Raw genomic sequence first — 15,089 nt, forward strand, 5'->3', positions numbered from 1 at the left:
TCAGCCCGCCAGCGCTGCCCTGATTGCCGGCGGGTCGAGCCGGTCTTGCTCGGCGATCACCACCAGTTGCGTGCCGCGCGTCTCGTCGCCGCGCCACGGTCGGTCGTATTGCACGCGCACCCGCGCCCCCACCGCCTGGACGAGCAACCGCATCGGCTTGCCCGCGACCGCGGCATAGCCCTTGACGCGCAGCACGTCGCCGCCCGCCGCGAGCGTCTCGATCCGGCGCGCGAGATCGTCCGGGTCGGTGATCTCGCCCCATGCGACGACGATGCTGTCGAAGTCGTCATGCTCGTGCTCGTCCTCGCCATCGTGATGCGACGGGCGGGCAGCGATATCGTCCTCCGCCGCAGCGCCGAGCCCGAGCACGACGCGCGGGTCGACGATGCCATCGACCAGCTCGACGGTCGGGAGCGGGCGCGGTGTCTCGTTAGCGATGACCGCGCGTGCGGCGGCGATTCCGACGGGCCCGGCGAGGTCGCATTTGGTGAGCAGCACCATGTCGGCGCAGGCGAGCTGATCCTCGAACACTTCGGACAACGGAGTTTCATGGTCGATGCTCGGATCGGCAGCGCGCTGCGCGTCGACTGCGGCGAGATCGGGCGCGAACCGCCCCGCGGCGACCGCCTCGGCGTCCGCCAGCGTGATCACCCCGTCGACCGTGATGCGCGAGCGGATCGCGGGCCAATCGAACGCTTTCAGCAGCGGCTTGGGCAAGGCGAGTCCGGATGTCTCGATCAGGATATGGTCGGGCCGCGGCTCCATCGCGAGAAGCGTCTCGACGGTCGGGATGAAATCGTCCGCGACGGTGCAGCAGATGCACCCGTTGGCGAGCTCGACGATGTTCTCGGCCGGGCAATCGGGGATCGCGCAGCCCTTCAGGATGTCGCCATCGACGCCCAATGTGCCGAATTCGTTGACCACCACCGCGAGCCGACGCCCGCCGGCGTTGCGGATCAGGTGGCTGATGAGGGTCGTCTTTCCGGCGCCAAGGAAGCCGGTGACAATGGTGACGGGAACCTTCGATAGATCGGACATGCTCTTCCCCGCGGCGCGACAGCAACGAACGGAAGGGGCCGATTTCGGACGGCGCGCGACGACGGACGAGCGCCGTAAAGCCGCCCAGCCACGCACCGATGCAGCCCCAGCCGCATAGGCTCGTCGCTCAGACGGAGAACCGTGCCGCGGCCATCCCCTGGGCCAAGGCAAGAGCGACCTTATCGCCGGCAGGTCTCCTGGCTCGCGGGTCATCGCTAGAGCATCGCCTTCCCAGATCGACAGTTCGAAAACCGCCGCAGTCCAGTGGCCGCTCCCGTTGCCGGGAGCATGACGCTTTCGCTCACCGCTTACAGTTGCAGGGACAGCCGCGGATTTGGGGGAGGACCCCCGCACCGCATTCCCATTCAAGCCCCTCGCGGGGCACCGGCGCGATCAACGGGCACCGTGAAACGGCGCCCGTCGACAATCCTAGCCGAAGCCGGGCGGCTTGCCAATTCGGTAATGCGCCGGAGCGCGTCAGGGAGCGTGCTTCCGCAACAGGCGCGAGGATGCGCCGATGTCAGTCCTGCGCGGCAATCTCGCGCAACGCGCGCTCGAATGCTTCGGGCGGCTGCCCCCCCGAGATCAGGTAGCGATCGTTGATGACGACGGCAGGCACCGCGCTGATCCCGCGCGACTGCCATAGCTGCTCGGCCGTCCGGACCTCGTCGGCGAATTCGCTCGACGAAAGGATCGCGGCGGCGCGCACGGGGTCGAGCCCGGCCTCTGCGGCGGTGGCGATCAGCACGTCATGGTCGGACGGATCCTGCTGATCGGTGAAATAAGCGACGAACAACGCGTTCTTCAACGCTGCCTGCTTGCCCTCGATATGCGCCCAATGCAGCAACCGGTGGGCATCGAAGGTGTTGTAGATGCGGCTCGTCTCCGACATCTGCATCGAAAAGCCGAGTTCGGCCGCGCGATCGCGGATCATCGTGCGGCTGGCGGCCGACTGTTCGGGTGTCGAGCCGTATTTTTCGGCAACGTGTTCCCTGATATTCTGGCCATCCTTGCCCATCCCCGGGTTCAGCTCGAAGGGCTGAAAAGTGATGTCGGCGGTGACCAGGTCCCCCGTGCGCGCGAGTGCTTCCTCGAGGCCGCGCAGGCCAATAATGCACCACGGGCAAGAGACATTGGAAACGAAATCGATCTTCATGGGCTTGGACACGCGACACCGTTCGATGAGGGAAGATGGCGCAAGATATAAGGATACGGGGTGGCGATTACACCTGCGCGTCGACGAAAGGCGGCAAGCCGTCCGCGTTGGGGCGTCCTGCATTCCGATTTCACGCTGCGATCCCGACGGCTGGACTGCGTCACGCCTTCACGAACATCCGTTTCGGCCGGCGATGCTGTGCGCCGGAGAAGAGCGAAAAGGTTTGATTGACGTAATTGGCCACGCCGCTGAGGTTGTCGATATAGGCCTTCACGTCCGGGACGAGCCCGCTTCGACGAGGTGGGGCAGGCGATTCGGATCGACGGTATCGAAACGGAGATAGACCGCGCAGATCGATCTTCAGGGGCAAAAACGGTCTGTGCTGAGCTGTCTGCTGACACCGTTCAGCAAGCTCTCCGATAATGCTTTCCGGGAAAAATGACGAGGTCGAAGATCGGGGTGGGGCGGCGCGTCGGCCAGGCGGTCCTCCCGTTGGCCCGTTCCCGGCCACACTATGAACGCGAATTTAGACAACCGTCCTGCCCTTCATTGGTTTGGCGACGATGGCTGTGTTTCTGGCGTTCCGTCGCTCCACCAAAAAAATCGCGAAGGGCGTCCCTCTGCTCTCCGTGTCGATCGCGCTCAGCGCTTGCGTGCCCTCGGGGCATCTCGCGAGCACGCAGGCACCCGTGCCGGTGTTCGATCCCGTCGCGTTCTTCGCCGGACATACCGAAGGGAAAGGGCGCCTTTCGGTGATACTGCGGCGTCATACGCCAACGCTCGTCGAAGGATATGGCGTTGCCCCTGGGGCTGGCCAAATCGACCTGGAGCAGGACGTTCGCGTGGGAGTCGGCAAACCTACGCACCGGACGTGGCATCTGCGTCGGATCGCGCCGGATCGATACGCGGGGACGCTGAGCGATGCCGTCGGTCCGGTGACGGGAGAGGTTACCGGTAACCGCTTGCATCTGCAGTTTGCCATGAAGCACGGATTGCACGCCCAGCAATGGCTCGACTTGCAACCGGGCGGCCAGACCGCGCGCAACCGCATGGTCGTGACGAAATTCGGCGTCCCGGTCGCCAGCGTGGACGAGACGATCGTGCGCAGGCCGTGATCATTCCGACGCCTGCGGGCTGGCGAGCAGGCTTCGTCGATGTCGGGTGATCTCGGCATCGCTGCTGCGTTACCGGTCGAGGAGACCGGGAGGTCGACGTCGGTCTCCGCGGGGTGGGACGCTCGGCCGAAGGCGTCGCTGCCGATGCTGCTGCGTCTGCATCTCACGTACCTTTGGCGACACAAACGCCTGTTGTCGCTCACCGCGCCCCGGTTGTTCACCGAACTGGTCCAGCAGCGCAAGCTCGTCGACCGCGATCCTCGGATGCCGGGGTTGATCGACAAGCTGACGGTAAAGCGCTTCGTCTCCGACATGCTCGGGCCAGACTGGGTGACGCCGACGCTGTGGTCGGGTGACATCCTGCCGACAACACCGCCCTGTTCCTACCCATTCGTCGTAAAATCGCGCCACGGTTGCAAACAGTTGCGGGTGGTCTGCAGCCAGGCCGACGACTGGGCCATGGTTCGCCGCGCGGCGGCGTCGTGGATGCGACGGTCCTACGGGGATTGGCTCGACGAGTGGGGATATCGCGACGTGCCGCGCGGGGTGTTGATCGAACCCTTCGTCGGCGTCGCCCCGGTGTTGCCGATCGATTACAAGCTGTACGTCTTCCACGGCAGGGTCGCGGTGATCCAGGTTCATAGCGACCGCGCGACCAATCATCGCTGGACGGTGTTCGACCGCCGCTGGAGACGGCTGTCGGGTGACGGGTTGGGCGAAGACATGCCGCCGCCGATGGCCTTGGACCGCATGATCGAGGGCGCGGAAGCCCTGGCAAGCGGCTTCGATTTCGTCCGGATCGATTTCTACGACGTAGGACGCGTGCCGCGGTTTGGCGAGATGACCTTTTACCCCGGTTCCGGGCTGGACCCGTTCGATCCGTTTTCGCTGGATGTGTCGCTCGGCCAATGCTGGTTGACGGGGGCCCCGTTCACAGGCGCACCCGTGGCGTCAGGTCCGGCCTCGCGTCCCGTGTACGAGGCCCCGTCGATGCCGTTCGGAATTTCATGAACTCGATTTTAGGGTCTTTGGGCGGGTCGCACACCGCCGCCGATCGTTATCCGGCCAGTCACAGCGCAAACGGCGTGTCATGTGGCGAGCGAGAAAAACCGTGCATCTTATCAAGGCGCTGATCGCCGAATTCCTCGGAACGTTCGCACTGATCTTCATTGGTGCCGGCGCGGTGACCGTGCTCGACCCGCCGAACATAGCGGCGATCGCACTGGCGCATGGCTTCGTCATCATGGCGTTCGCCTATGCCTTTGGAAACGAAAGCAACTCGTACCTAAACCCCGCATTGACCCTCGGGGTCGTCATCGCGGGCGAGGGCAGGATCGGCGCAGCCCTGCCGGTTTTCCTGGCGCAATTCGCCGGGGGCGCAATCGGTGGCTTGGCGCTGGCCGCAATCTATGGCGTCGATGCACCGCATAGCCTGGGGATGACCACGGTCACGACCAGCCTTACTTCGGTGACAGGCGGGCTTGTGCTGGAAGGGATCGGCACGTTTTTCCTGATGACGATCGTGCTCAACACCGCGCTCCGCGGCGTGGCCGGCAAGTTCGCGCCGTTTGCGATCGGCATGACGGTCGCCTTCTGCATCATGAGCTTCGGCGCCGTTACGGGCGCGTCGATCAACCCGGCGCGCACACTGGGCCCCGCGATCGGGCTCGGCAAGTTCACCGAGGCGGTTCCCTATATGCTCGTACAATTCCTAGGTGCCGCACTGGCGGCAATCTTTTACCGGTTCGTTTTCGCCAAATCGATCGGCGACGAGAAGGACACCGCTGTCCCGGACGAGCCTGCATTCTAATTTCGCGCGACACCTCCCACCGTTGTTCAGAAGGAATGAAGCCATGCTCGATATCGAAACCGACAAGACCGACACGAAGAGCTTCGAAATGGGCGGAAAGTGCCCGTTCGGGGGAGATCGTATCGGTGGTGCGTTGGGCACGCCGCCGGCCTTGTCCGACTGGTATCCGAACCGCCTGAAGGTCGAGCAGCTCCACTCGAACGGCCCGCAGGCCAATCCGTTGGGCGACGACTTCGATTATGCCGCAGCGTTCAACGCGATCGATTACGCGGCGCTGAAGCAGGACATCAAGACCTTCCTGACCTCGTCCGTCGCGTGGTGGCCGTCCGATTACGGCAATTACGGCCCGCAGATGGTGCGCATGGCGTGGCACGCCGCCGGCACCTATCGCATCGCCGATGGTCGCGGCGGTGCGGGTGAAGCGCTCCAGCGGTTCGCGCCGATCAACAGCTGGTGGGACAATGGCAACACCGACAAGTCGCGGCGGCTGATCTGGCCGATCAAGCAGAAGTACGGCAGCGCGCTGTCGTGGGGCGACCTGATGGTCCTGACGGGCAATTGCGCGCTCGAAATCATGGGTTTCCCGACCTATGGCTTCGCCGGCGGCCGACATGACGCATGGGAAGCGGATACCAGCACCTATTGGGGGCCGGAAGTTTGGGATCCGAGCGCCGCACCGTCGTCGGACAGCATGGTGACGCGCGACAAGCGCTGGCGCGGCACGAACGGCGATGCCGATTATGATCTCGAAAATCCGCTCGCCGCGACGCATCAGGCGCTGATCTACGTCAATCCCGAAGGCCCCTATGCCAATGGCGATCCGATGGGGTCGGCGCGCGACATCCGTATCGCCTTCACGCGCATGGCGATGAACGACGAGGAAACCGTCGCGCTGATCGCGGGCGGCCACGCCTTCGGCAAGAGCCACGGCATGGTCAGCGCGGATCAGGTTGGCCCGCCACCGGAAATCGCGCCGATCGAAGCGATGGGCATGGGCTGGCAGAACCCCGAAGGGACGGGCTTTGCCGAATATACCATGACCAACGGGATCGAAGGCAGCTGGACGCCCAACCCGACGCAGTGGGACAACAGCTATCTGGAAAACCTGTTCAAGTTCCAGTGGGTCCAGACCAAGAGCCCGGCCGGCGCGCTGCAATGGACGCCGTCCGACCCGGATGCGCCCAAGACCCCCGATGCGCACGTCCCGGGCCAGATGAACCCGCTGATGATGATGACCAGTGATATCGCCCTGACGGTCGATCCTGCCTATCGCGCCGTGTGCGAGAAGTTCCTGGGCGATTTCGAGGCGTTCACGCAGGCGTTCTCAAAGGCGTGGTACAAGCTGACGCACCGCGATATGGGCCCGCGCGAACGGTATCTCGGGCCCGAAAAGCGCAACGAGAACGATCTGGCGTGGCAGGATCCGATCCCACCGCGCGATCATGACCTGATCGGGTCGGCCGACATAGCGACGTTGAAGCAGGCGATCCTGGCGTCCGGCGTCTCGACATCGGACCTCGTGTTCACCGCTTTTTCCGCCGCGGCGACGTATCGCAACAGCGACAAGCGCGGTGGCGCGAACGGCGCACGGCTGGCGCTCGCGCCGCAAAAGGACTGGGCGGTCAATCAGCGCACCGTCCCGGTCATTGCCGCTTTGCGCGGCGTAATGGCCGATTTCAACGGCAAGCAGGCCGGTGACGTCAAGGTTGCACTGGCGGATCTGATCGTGCTCGGCGGCTGTGCGGCGGTCGAGAAGGCTGCCGCGGACGCAGGTATCCAGGTCGATGTTCCGTTTACGCCGGGGCGGCGCGATACGACCCAGGAGCTTACCGACATCGAGATGTTCACCTGGTTGAAGCCGGTGGTCGATGGTTTCCGCAACTATGTCGATCCGCAATACGGCCAGGTCGCGCCGGAGGTTTCGCCCGAGGCGATGTTCCTCGATAAGGCGCAGCTCCTTGCGCTGACCGCGCCGGAATGGGTGGCGCTGGTCGGCGGGCTGCGGGTGCTCGGGGGCAATCATGATGGCTCGGCCAACGGGACGTTCACCGATCGCGTGGGGGTATTGTCGAACGATTTCTTCACCGTGCTGACCAGCATGGAGTTTGAATGGAAGAAGGCGGACGACAAGGGCATGACCTTCACGCTCGATGACCGGGAAACCGGCACGCCCCGGTTCCACGCGACCCGCTGCGACCTCGTCTTCGGCGCGAACAGCCAGTTGCGTGCCGTCGCCGAAGTCTATGCCGGCGACGATGGCCACGCGCGCTTCGTCCGGGACTTCGTGAAGGTGTGGGACAAGGTGATGATGCTCGACCGGTACGACGTCTGACGGTATCGCTTCGGTAAGAGTCGAGATGGAGTCCGCCGCCCGCGGACTCCATCGTCGGTAATTATCCAGGCCAAACCATCGCGCGTCACGCCTGCGCGCTTCACGAGCGAGGCCGGGGTGATGCGCCGCGTTCCTCGGCTCGGGACAGGATGGCAAGGGGTACGTGCGCAAGCAGACCGCGTGGTCGGTGCACAACACTCCGCGATGTCGCCCCACCTGGCCCAGCGGGCATTCCGATCCGGCAGATGGCGATGCGCTACCACGTGTGATACCGACATGCGGGGAGGACGGCTCGTTTGAACATAGGTGGCGCCGACGACGGACCAGACGGTTTGATGGCCTTGTACGTCGAACACAGGACCGCATTGCTGCGTTTCCTGGTCGCACGAACCGGCAGCGCCGCCGAGGCCGATGACGTCGTTCAGGACCTTTGGCTCAAGCTTGCCGCTGTACCCTCCGGGCCGATCGGCAACGGGCGGGCGTATCTTTACCGCATGGCGCAGAACATCGTCCTCGACCGGCTCCGCGCGGGGCGCCGTCGGGCCGGGCGCGAATGCGCGTGGGCGGATAGCGAACAGGGGTTCCGCACCGACGCGCCGGAACCGCATGTCGAGGCGTCGGCCGAGGTGGATTTGATCGCACGGGAAGATGCCCAACGACTGGCAAACGCGATCACACGCCTTCCGCCTGGCGCCGCGCGGGCGTTTCGGCTCCACAAGCTCGAGGGACTGAGCCACGCCGATACGGCTGCCCACCTCGGCATCAGCCGCAAGGGCGTGGAAAAACACATGGCGGTCGCCATGGCGCATCTGCGCCGACTGCTCGACGACGGGGAACTGGGGTGATCGCCAGTGCACGACGTCTTGCCAACAGAAGCAGGGAGCGGCGGCGGGCATGCCGGCGCGAGGTGATTCAATGAACGAGGATTTCCGGCAGCACGCCGCGCAGTGGCATGCCGCACAAGACACTGACGATATGGATTGGGACCGCTTTGCGGTCTGGCTCGAGGCGGATCCGCGCCATCGCGACGCGTTCGACCGGATCGCGCTGCTCGATGACGATATCGTCGCGCAGCGGGGTGCCATCCTGGCGCGGATCGACGAGCCACGGCAGGTGCCTTTCCCGGTGGCGGGTCGTCCCGCCGGCTGGCGGTGGGCGGTCGCGGGTGGTGGCGCACTTGCGGCGGCGCTGGCGCTGATCGTGATGATCCCCAGGGCCAACCCGGATGTCGCCTGGCAAAGCGACACGACGGGGAGGGAGATCAACCTGAGCGACGGCAGCCGCATCGCGCTTGCGCCGCGTAGCCGTCTGGTCGCTCACCATGGCGATCAGACCCAGCTCGCGCTGACCGGGGCGGGGTATTTCGAGATTCCGCACCGATCCGGGCGGACCCTGTCCCTTTCAGCTGGTGGCTATCGCATCAGCGACATCGGGACGCGGTTCAACGTCGCGACCGACGCTGCCGCCACGCGCATCTCGGTCGCCGAGGGCAAACTTGCGGTGACGTCATCGCGGCTGGACGCGCCGATCACCCTCGACGGCGGGCATGCGATGGTTGCCCGCGGCGCAACCATCTCCGTCTCGAGCGTTGCCGCCGACAGCATCGGAAGCTGGCAACGCGGGCAACTCGTTTATGCCGATGCGCCGCTGCTGCTGGTTGCCACCGACATCTCCCGCTATGCCGGCCAGGAGACGACGGTCGATCCCGCAATCGCCGATCTCCATTTCTCTGGAGCGTTGAAGATTGGGGATGGTGCCAAACCTGCAGAGTCGCTGGCGGCGATCGTCGGGGTTGCCGCGCGCCGCGATGGCGTTCGCACTCGTCTGGAGCCTCGGCGCTAGCACCGCGGCCATCGCACAGCGCCGGTCGCTCGACATTCCGGCTGGCCCGATCGAGCGATCGATCCAGGAACTGGCGCGCCAGTCGGGCGCGTCGATCGGGACCAATCTCGCGTTTCCGGTGCTTCGCACGCGCGCAATCCACGGGATATTGCCGGTCTCCGCGGCGCTCGCCGAACTGCTGCGGGGCACCGGGCTGCTCGCGGTCCGCGTCGGCCCCGGCCTTTGGCGGATCGAACGACCGAAACCGAAAATCGTCCGGCGATCGCGCGCCTTACCCCCGGAGGAAGCAGTCGGTTCCGCGGATCAGGTCGACATCCTCGTCACCGGCACCAAGCATCGCGAGCCGCTGGCGTCCACCGCAACCCCGTTGACGATCGTGTCCCCGGCGATGCTGTCGATCCTCGGGCAGACGCCCGATACGCGGGACTTCGCGTCCCTGGTCAACGGTCTGTCGGTGACCAACCTTGGCCCCGGCCGGAACCGGCTGTTCATTCGCGGCGTCGCCGACAGCCCGTTCGATGGCTTCGGCCAATCGAGCGTCAGCGTGCAGCTGGACGAAGCCCGCCTGACCTATGACGCGCCCGATCCGGATCTGCGCCTTGTCGACATGGAACAGGTCGAACTGCTGAAAGGGCCGCAGGGGCCGCTCTACGGCACCGGGGCGCTGGGCGGCGTCTACCGGCTGGTGCCCGCGAAACCGGATCTCTCGCGCGCGGCCGGCATGGCAGAGGGAAGCGTCAGCGCTACGCAAGGCGGATCGGCGGCGGGGGCGTTCGACGGCATGGTTAACGTCCCGATCGTGCCCGATCGATTGGGCATCCGGCTGGTCGGCTATCGCATCGGGCAGGCGGGATGGATCGACACGGCAGCGGGCGCACGCGACATCAACCACGGGCAGACGAGCGGTGGCCGCCTTTCGGTTCGGGCGCGCCCCGGCGGCGACTGGATCGTCGACCTCCAGGGCGTGACGCAATCCGCTTCGGTCGCCGACAGCCAATATGTCGAGGCACCGCACACCCTCACGCGCGCGGCGCGCTTGCGGGAACCGCAGGACACCGGGATTACGTTGGTCAGCGTCGCAGCGACCGGGTCGATTGGTGCCGCGAGGATTACCGCGGCCGGCAGTCTCGCGTGGCAGGAGCTGAACGCCACCTACGACGCGTCGGCCAAGGCCGCCGTGCTCGGCGGCGCCGCGCCCGCGGGGTATCACGACATCCGCCAATATAAGGTCGCGACCGGCGAGGTTCGGGCGTTGCTGTCGCGCGGGGCGCTGGATGGGCTGGTGGGGGCCTCGGTCCTGTCGGCGGCGACGGATGCGACGGGAACGTTGGTCGGCGCGACGTCGCTTCCCGTCCTGCAGGTCCGCCGCCGGGTCGAGGAAGTCGCGGTGTTCGGGGAGGCGACCTGGCATCTGACGCCGATGCTTCGGGCAAGCGCGGGCGTGCGCGTGTTCCGATCCGCCGTCGACGACGACCGGACTGAGCAACTGAACGAGGCCGTGATCAGCCGCGCCGTCGTCCGGGCCAGCCCGAGCGCGACGATTGCCTGGCAAATCCGGCCGCGTTTCCTCGTCTTCGCCCGCTATGCGTCCGCGCTGCGCCCGGGCGGGATCGATGCGACGGCTGGCACAGGCACCGCGACGTCGACGTATCAGGCCGACGAATTGCAGGCGTATGATCTCGGGCTGCGCTGGTCGTCGCCGGGCGATCGGCTGGCGCTGGATCTGGGGGGCTTCGTTACCAACTGGGCGCATGTCCAGGCGGATGTGCTTGGTCCGCAAGGGTTGCTGTCAACGCGCAACGCGGGGGACGCGACCAATCAAGGCGTGGATCTCACCGCGCGGTGGCACCCGGGCCCGCATTGGACGGTGTCGGCGGGGACGCTCCTGCAACATGCGCGGATCGACCCGGCATCCGCGCCCGCGCTTGCCGCCGATCGACGGCTTCCCGTCATTCCCGACGTCAGCGCGCACGGCGAAGCGACATACGCGCTGGAAAGGAACGGCTGGACGTTTCTGGTCACCACCCGCGCCAGTTTCGTCGGCGCAACGCGCTTGAGCTTCGACCCTGCGCTCGACCGTGAGAGTGAGCCGATCACGCTGCTCGCGACGTCGCTATCGGCGGGCCGTGCCGCGTGGCAATGGCGGGTGAGTGCGGACAATCTGTTGAACAGCCGCGCAGACAGCTTTGCGTTCGGCAATCCATTCTCGATATCGGCGTCGAGCCAGCATACCCCCGTTCGCCCGCGAACGATCGCGCTGTCGGTGCGGCGGACCTTCTGAGGCGTCGTCGCTACCTTCCGGAGCAGAGGTAGGGTGGCTGCCTGACCACGGCGTCTTTCGTGCATCGACGAGGTGTTCATGCACGATCCCGCCATTCGTACCCTGATTGTCGACCGCTATGCCGCGGTCCATGCGGCATTTCCGACCGCGGAATATCCCGCGTACCTTACGGTCGGGCAGCCCGATGCTCCGCACGCCGTGCTCGGGTTTCGCACCGCAGGCGCGGAGCCGCTGTTGCTTGAGCGGTACGTCGAGCGGTCGATCGAGCACGTGGTCAGCGCAACCTTCGGCTGTACGGTGTCGCGCGACCGGATCGCCGAAATCGGCAATCACGCGTCGCATCGCCCCGGCGCAACCATCAGGCTGTGGCGGGAAGCCGCCGCCGCCTTGGAAGGCCGGGCGGACTATGCGGTTGCCGTCCTGACTCAACCGCTCCGCGCGATGTTCGCGCGGCTGGCGCTGCCGATCATCGTGCTCGCGCCCGCCGCGATTTCGGCGGTTGGCAGCGAGGCTGCGCAATGGGGCCGCTATTACGATGCCGACCCGATGCTCTGCGTCGGGGACGTCGCGCTGTGCCGGCGACGGCTCGATACCATCACCTATGGGAGAACACGGCCGTGAGCGAACTCTGGACGGCAATCCGCCGTCATGCCGAAACCCGGCCGCAGGCGATTGCGATCGACGGTTCGGTCGCAATGAGTTGGGAAGCGCTGGAGCGCGTGTTGCCGATGCTTGCGGCCGACGTCGCGACACGGTGTGACGTCGCCAGACCGCTCGGCATCCGGGTCGATCACGGCGTTGTCGAATGCCTGCTCGACCTCGCGCTGGTCGGGAGCGGAATCGTCACCATCCCGTTGCCGCCGTTCTTTTCCCTCGCGCAGGGTGCCGCAGCGCTCGATCATGCCGGTGCCTCCGCCGTCGTCAGCGGGGCGATCGACCTTGCGGATGGTCCGACCCCAGGTTTTACGATGACGGTCGAACCGCGTCGAACGCTGCGGGCGGACGTACCCGAAGAGACGGCGCGGATCACCTTCACGTCCGGTTCGACGGGCGATCCGAAAGGCATCTGCCTGTCGATGACGCACCTGTGCCGTGTGGCCGGCGCGGTGGTGGAGCATCTCGGGGCTCACCATGCCGGGCGGCACCTGCCGATCCTGCCGCCGGGCATCCTGCTGGAAAATGTCGCGGGATTCTATGCGACGATCCTGGCGGGGGGGACCTATGTCGCGCTGCCGCAGGCCGAGGTCGGCATGGCGGACCCGTTTCGCCCCGATTTTACGAAAATGCTCGGGGCGATCGAAGACAATGCGATCACCTCGCTGATCCTCGTCCCGGAATATCTGGCTGGTCTCGTCGGCGCGATGGCCGCGTCCGGCAGGCGGCTGCCGCTGCTCACGCTGGTCGCGGTGGGCGGCGCGCGGATCGAGCCGCGCTTGCTCGACGCGGCCGCCGCGGTCGGTCTGCCGGTGCGGCAGGGCTATGGGCTGACCGAATGCGGGTCGGTCGTCGCGCTCGACGACGGCGAACCGGGTTCGCGCGGCAGCGTCGGGCAGTCGATCGGCGCGAACGAGATCCGCTTGGCGGACGATGGCGAGATCCTCATCGACGGACCGATGTTCCTTGGCACGATCGGCCATCCACGGCCCGCTGCGCCGTTTGCAACGGGCGACATCGGGCGGATCGACGATCTCGGCAGGCTGTGGATCGAGGGGCGCAAATCGTCGCTGATCGTCACCAGTCACGGACGCAACATATCGCCGGAATGGGTCGAAGGCGCGTTGCGCGCCGATCCCGCCATTCTGCAGGTGCTGGTGCGTGGCGACGGTCGATCGGCGCTCGACGCCCTGATCGTACCCGCCAACCCGGCGGCGGACGTCGCCGCTGCCGTGGCCGCCGCAAATCTGGCGCTGCCGGCGTACGCCCGCGTCGCGCAGTGGGAGATCGTGCCCCCGTTCACGCCTGCGGCGGGATTGCTGACCGGCAATAGCCGTCTGCGCCGACGTGCGATCGAGGTGGCCTACCCGTATCGCGACGCCGGACTGGACCAGCCCTTCTTCGACCGTCTCGTCGCCGAGACGCGCGAGGCGCAGGCGCGTTTCCAGATGACGCCGCAACTGATCGCCGGGCTCACCGGCCGGATCTCGGTCGCGGACTATATCGCCTATCTGACCGAGGCGTTTCACCATGTCCGCCACACCGTACCGCTGATGCGGGAAGCGCGCGCGCGCCTGAACCACCGCCCGACGCTCGTGACCGCGCTCGACGACTATATCGAGGAGGAGACGGGGCACGAATATTGGATCCTCGAGGACATTGCGGCGGCAGGCGGGGATGCCGAAGCGGTTGGCGCGGGTTTGCCGTCGCCGGCGACCAAAGCGATGGTCGATCACGCGTATCGCACGATCCGCGAAGGCAATCCGGCGGCGTTTTTCGGCATGGTCTATGTACTCGAAGGGACGAGCATCGCGATGGCAAGCCATGGGGCGGGGGCGGTGCAGACCGCGCTGGGGCTGCCCGACGACGCCTTCCATTATCTGACCTCGCACGGTGCGCTGGATCAGGAGCACATGGTCTTCTTCGAGAGGTTGATGAACCGGATCGACGATCCGGGTGATCAGGCGGCGATCATCGCCATGGCCCGCGCGATGTTCGGCCTGTTCGGCGGGCTGTTCGCCGGCATCGAACTGGAGACGATGCATGTCGCGGCTTGACGGGTTGCGGATCGTCCTCACCGGATCGGCCGGAGGCATTGGTTCGCGGATCGCGATGCGGTTGAGCGACGCGGGCGCCTATGTCGTGGGTATCGATCGCGGGTTCAGCGTGACCTGCTCCGAAAGCGTTGAAAGCGACCTGTCGTGTCCCGATGCCTTGGACGAGCTTGCGACGACCTTGGCGGGACGGCGAGTCGATATCCTGTGCAATGTCGCTGGGCTGCAGTATTTCGGGCCGCTGGAGGCGCAAGGGCCGGCGCGGATCGCGCTTGGCTATGCCGTCAACCTCGTCGCGCCGACGATCCTCGCCAGCGCGGTGTTGCCGCAGATGATTGCGCGGGGATCGGGGCAGATCGTCAATATCGGTTCGGTGATGGGGGCGGTGCCCTATCCGTATTTCACGACCTATTCGAGTGCCAAGGCCGGGTTGAAGGCCTTTAGCCAGGCGCTGCGTCGCGAGGTTCGCGGCCGCGGCATCACGGTCACCCATGTCGCCCCCAGAGCGGTTCGCACCGGCTTCAATACCGCAGCGGTCGAGCGGTTCATGGAGTTGAGCGGCATGGCGGCGGATGCGCCGGACCTGGTCGCCGACCGGATCGTCGCGGCGATCGAACGGCGCGCGAACGACGTCTCGATCGGTTTGCCCGAACGGGTCTTCAGCCAGCTCAACGCCGCGTTGCCGGGGCTGATCGACCGCGGGCTGACCAAGCCGGTCGCAACCGCCCGTACGCTATTTCCAGAATGTTGATGAGGAGCCCATCAAATGCATGTGTTTGGTAAAGCCGTAATGATCTGTCTCCTATG

12 protein-coding genes and 1 riboswitch are annotated in these 15,089 nt (G+C 66.0%); of the genes, 10 read left to right on the forward strand and 2 right to left on the reverse strand.

Going from position 1 to position 15,089, the window contains the following annotated elements; genetic code table 11:
• Window positions 1–1,038, reverse strand: a complete 1,038-nt coding sequence (gene cobW / locus RI03_RS07840; RefSeq protein ID WP_010216426.1) for a cobalamin biosynthesis protein CobW — start codon at window positions 1,036–1,038, stop codon at window positions 1–3.
• A 170-nt stretch (window positions 1,039–1,208) separates the two neighbouring features.
• Window positions 1,209–1,442: riboswitch (cobalamin riboswitch) on the reverse strand.
• Window positions 1,443–1,558: 116 nt separating this feature from the next.
• Window positions 1,559–2,194 (reverse strand): DsbA family oxidoreductase, encoded by a 636-nt coding sequence (locus tag RI03_RS07845; RefSeq protein ID WP_010216427.1) that lies wholly within the window; start codon window positions 2,192–2,194, stop codon window positions 1,559–1,561.
• A gap of 563 nt (window positions 2,195–2,757) precedes the next feature.
• Here RI03_RS07845 and RI03_RS07850 point away from each other — a divergent pair.
• From RI03_RS07850 to RI03_RS07895, 10 genes are all read left to right on the forward strand, one after another.
• Window positions 2,758–3,309, forward strand: coding sequence for a DUF3833 family protein (locus RI03_RS07850; RefSeq protein WP_010216429.1), 552 nt, complete (start codon window positions 2,758–2,760; stop codon window positions 3,307–3,309).
• A 39-nt stretch (window positions 3,310–3,348) separates the two neighbouring features.
• Window positions 3,349–4,320 carry an ATP-grasp fold amidoligase family protein gene (locus RI03_RS07855; RefSeq protein WP_010216430.1) on the forward strand — a complete coding sequence of 324 codons (972 nt, stop codon included), beginning with the start codon at window positions 3,349–3,351 and terminating at the stop codon, window positions 4,318–4,320.
• 100 nt (window positions 4,321–4,420) lie between these two features.
• The gene (locus RI03_RS07860; RefSeq protein ID WP_010216431.1) at window positions 4,421–5,119 is read left to right on the forward strand and encodes an MIP/aquaporin family protein; all 699 of its coding nucleotides are present in this window, start codon (window positions 4,421–4,423) and stop codon (window positions 5,117–5,119) included.
• A gap of 43 nt (window positions 5,120–5,162) precedes the next feature.
• Window positions 5,163–7,451, forward strand: coding sequence for a catalase/peroxidase HPI (katG, locus tag RI03_RS07865; RefSeq protein WP_010216432.1), 2,289 nt, complete (start codon window positions 5,163–5,165; stop codon window positions 7,449–7,451).
• A gap of 335 nt (window positions 7,452–7,786) precedes the next feature.
• Window positions 7,787–8,296: an RNA polymerase sigma factor gene (locus RI03_RS07870; RefSeq protein ID WP_010216433.1), complete on the forward strand. Its 510-nt coding sequence runs from the start codon at window positions 7,787–7,789 to the stop codon at window positions 8,294–8,296.
• A 70-nt stretch (window positions 8,297–8,366) separates the two neighbouring features.
• Window positions 8,367–9,293: a FecR family protein gene (locus tag RI03_RS07875; RefSeq protein WP_010216434.1), complete on the forward strand. Its 927-nt coding sequence runs from the start codon at window positions 8,367–8,369 to the stop codon at window positions 9,291–9,293.
• Window positions 9,202–11,574: a TonB-dependent receptor gene (locus RI03_RS07880; protein WP_238542315.1), complete on the forward strand. Its 2,373-nt coding sequence runs from the start codon at window positions 9,202–9,204 to the stop codon at window positions 11,572–11,574. Before RI03_RS07875 ends, RI03_RS07880 begins: the two co-directional genes overlap by 92 nt.
• A 78-nt stretch (window positions 11,575–11,652) precedes the next feature.
• On the forward strand, window positions 11,653–12,195 hold the full coding sequence (locus tag RI03_RS07885; RefSeq protein WP_010216436.1) for a thermostable hemolysin: 543 nt from the start codon (window positions 11,653–11,655) through the stop codon (window positions 12,193–12,195).
• The gene (locus RI03_RS07890) at window positions 12,192–14,285 is read left to right on the forward strand and encodes an AMP-binding protein (protein WP_010216438.1); all 2,094 of its coding nucleotides are present in this window, start codon (window positions 12,192–12,194) and stop codon (window positions 14,283–14,285) included. The genes RI03_RS07885 and RI03_RS07890 overlap by 4 nt, the downstream gene beginning before the upstream one ends.
• Entirely contained in the window at window positions 14,272–15,033 is a 762-nt protein-coding gene (locus RI03_RS07895; protein WP_010216440.1) for an SDR family NAD(P)-dependent oxidoreductase, read from the forward strand. Before RI03_RS07890 ends, RI03_RS07895 begins: the two co-directional genes overlap by 14 nt.
• Window positions 15,034–15,089 lie beyond the last annotated feature (56 nt).

This window comes from Sphingomonas sp. PAMC 26621, assembly GCF_000251145.1.
GTDB lineage: Bacteria > Pseudomonadota > Alphaproteobacteria > Sphingomonadales > Sphingomonadaceae > Sphingomonas.

Excerpts from the sequence above, each read along its gene's own strand:
- RI03_RS07870 (WP_010216433.1), top strand. The coding sequence starts at position 7,787 with ATGGCCTTGTACGTCGAACACAGGACCGCATTGCTGCGTTTCCTGGTC.
- RI03_RS07855 (WP_010216430.1), top strand. The coding sequence starts at position 3,349 with ATGTCGGGTGATCTCGGCATCGCTGCTGCGTTACCGGTCGAGGAGACC.
- RI03_RS07885 (WP_010216436.1), top strand. The coding sequence starts at position 11,653 with ATGCACGATCCCGCCATTCGTACCCTGATTGTCGACCGCTATGCCGCG.
- RI03_RS07850 (WP_010216429.1), top strand. The coding sequence starts at position 2,758 with ATGGCTGTGTTTCTGGCGTTCCGTCGCTCCACCAAAAAAATCGCGAAG.
- katG (WP_010216432.1), top strand. The coding sequence starts at position 5,163 with ATGCTCGATATCGAAACCGACAAGACCGACACGAAGAGCTTCGAAATG.
- RI03_RS07880 (WP_238542315.1), top strand. The coding sequence starts at position 9,202 with ATGGTGCCAAACCTGCAGAGTCGCTGGCGGCGATCGTCGGGGTTGCCG.
- cobW (WP_010216426.1), bottom strand. The coding sequence starts at position 1,038 with ATGTCCGATCTATCGAAGGTTCCCGTCACCATTGTCACCGGCTTCCTT.
- RI03_RS07845 (WP_010216427.1), bottom strand. The coding sequence starts at position 2,194 with ATGAAGATCGATTTCGTTTCCAATGTCTCTTGCCCGTGGTGCATTATT.
- RI03_RS07875 (WP_010216434.1), top strand. The coding sequence starts at position 8,367 with ATGAACGAGGATTTCCGGCAGCACGCCGCGCAGTGGCATGCCGCACAA.
- RI03_RS07895 (WP_010216440.1), top strand. The coding sequence starts at position 14,272 with ATGTCGCGGCTTGACGGGTTGCGGATCGTCCTCACCGGATCGGCCGGA.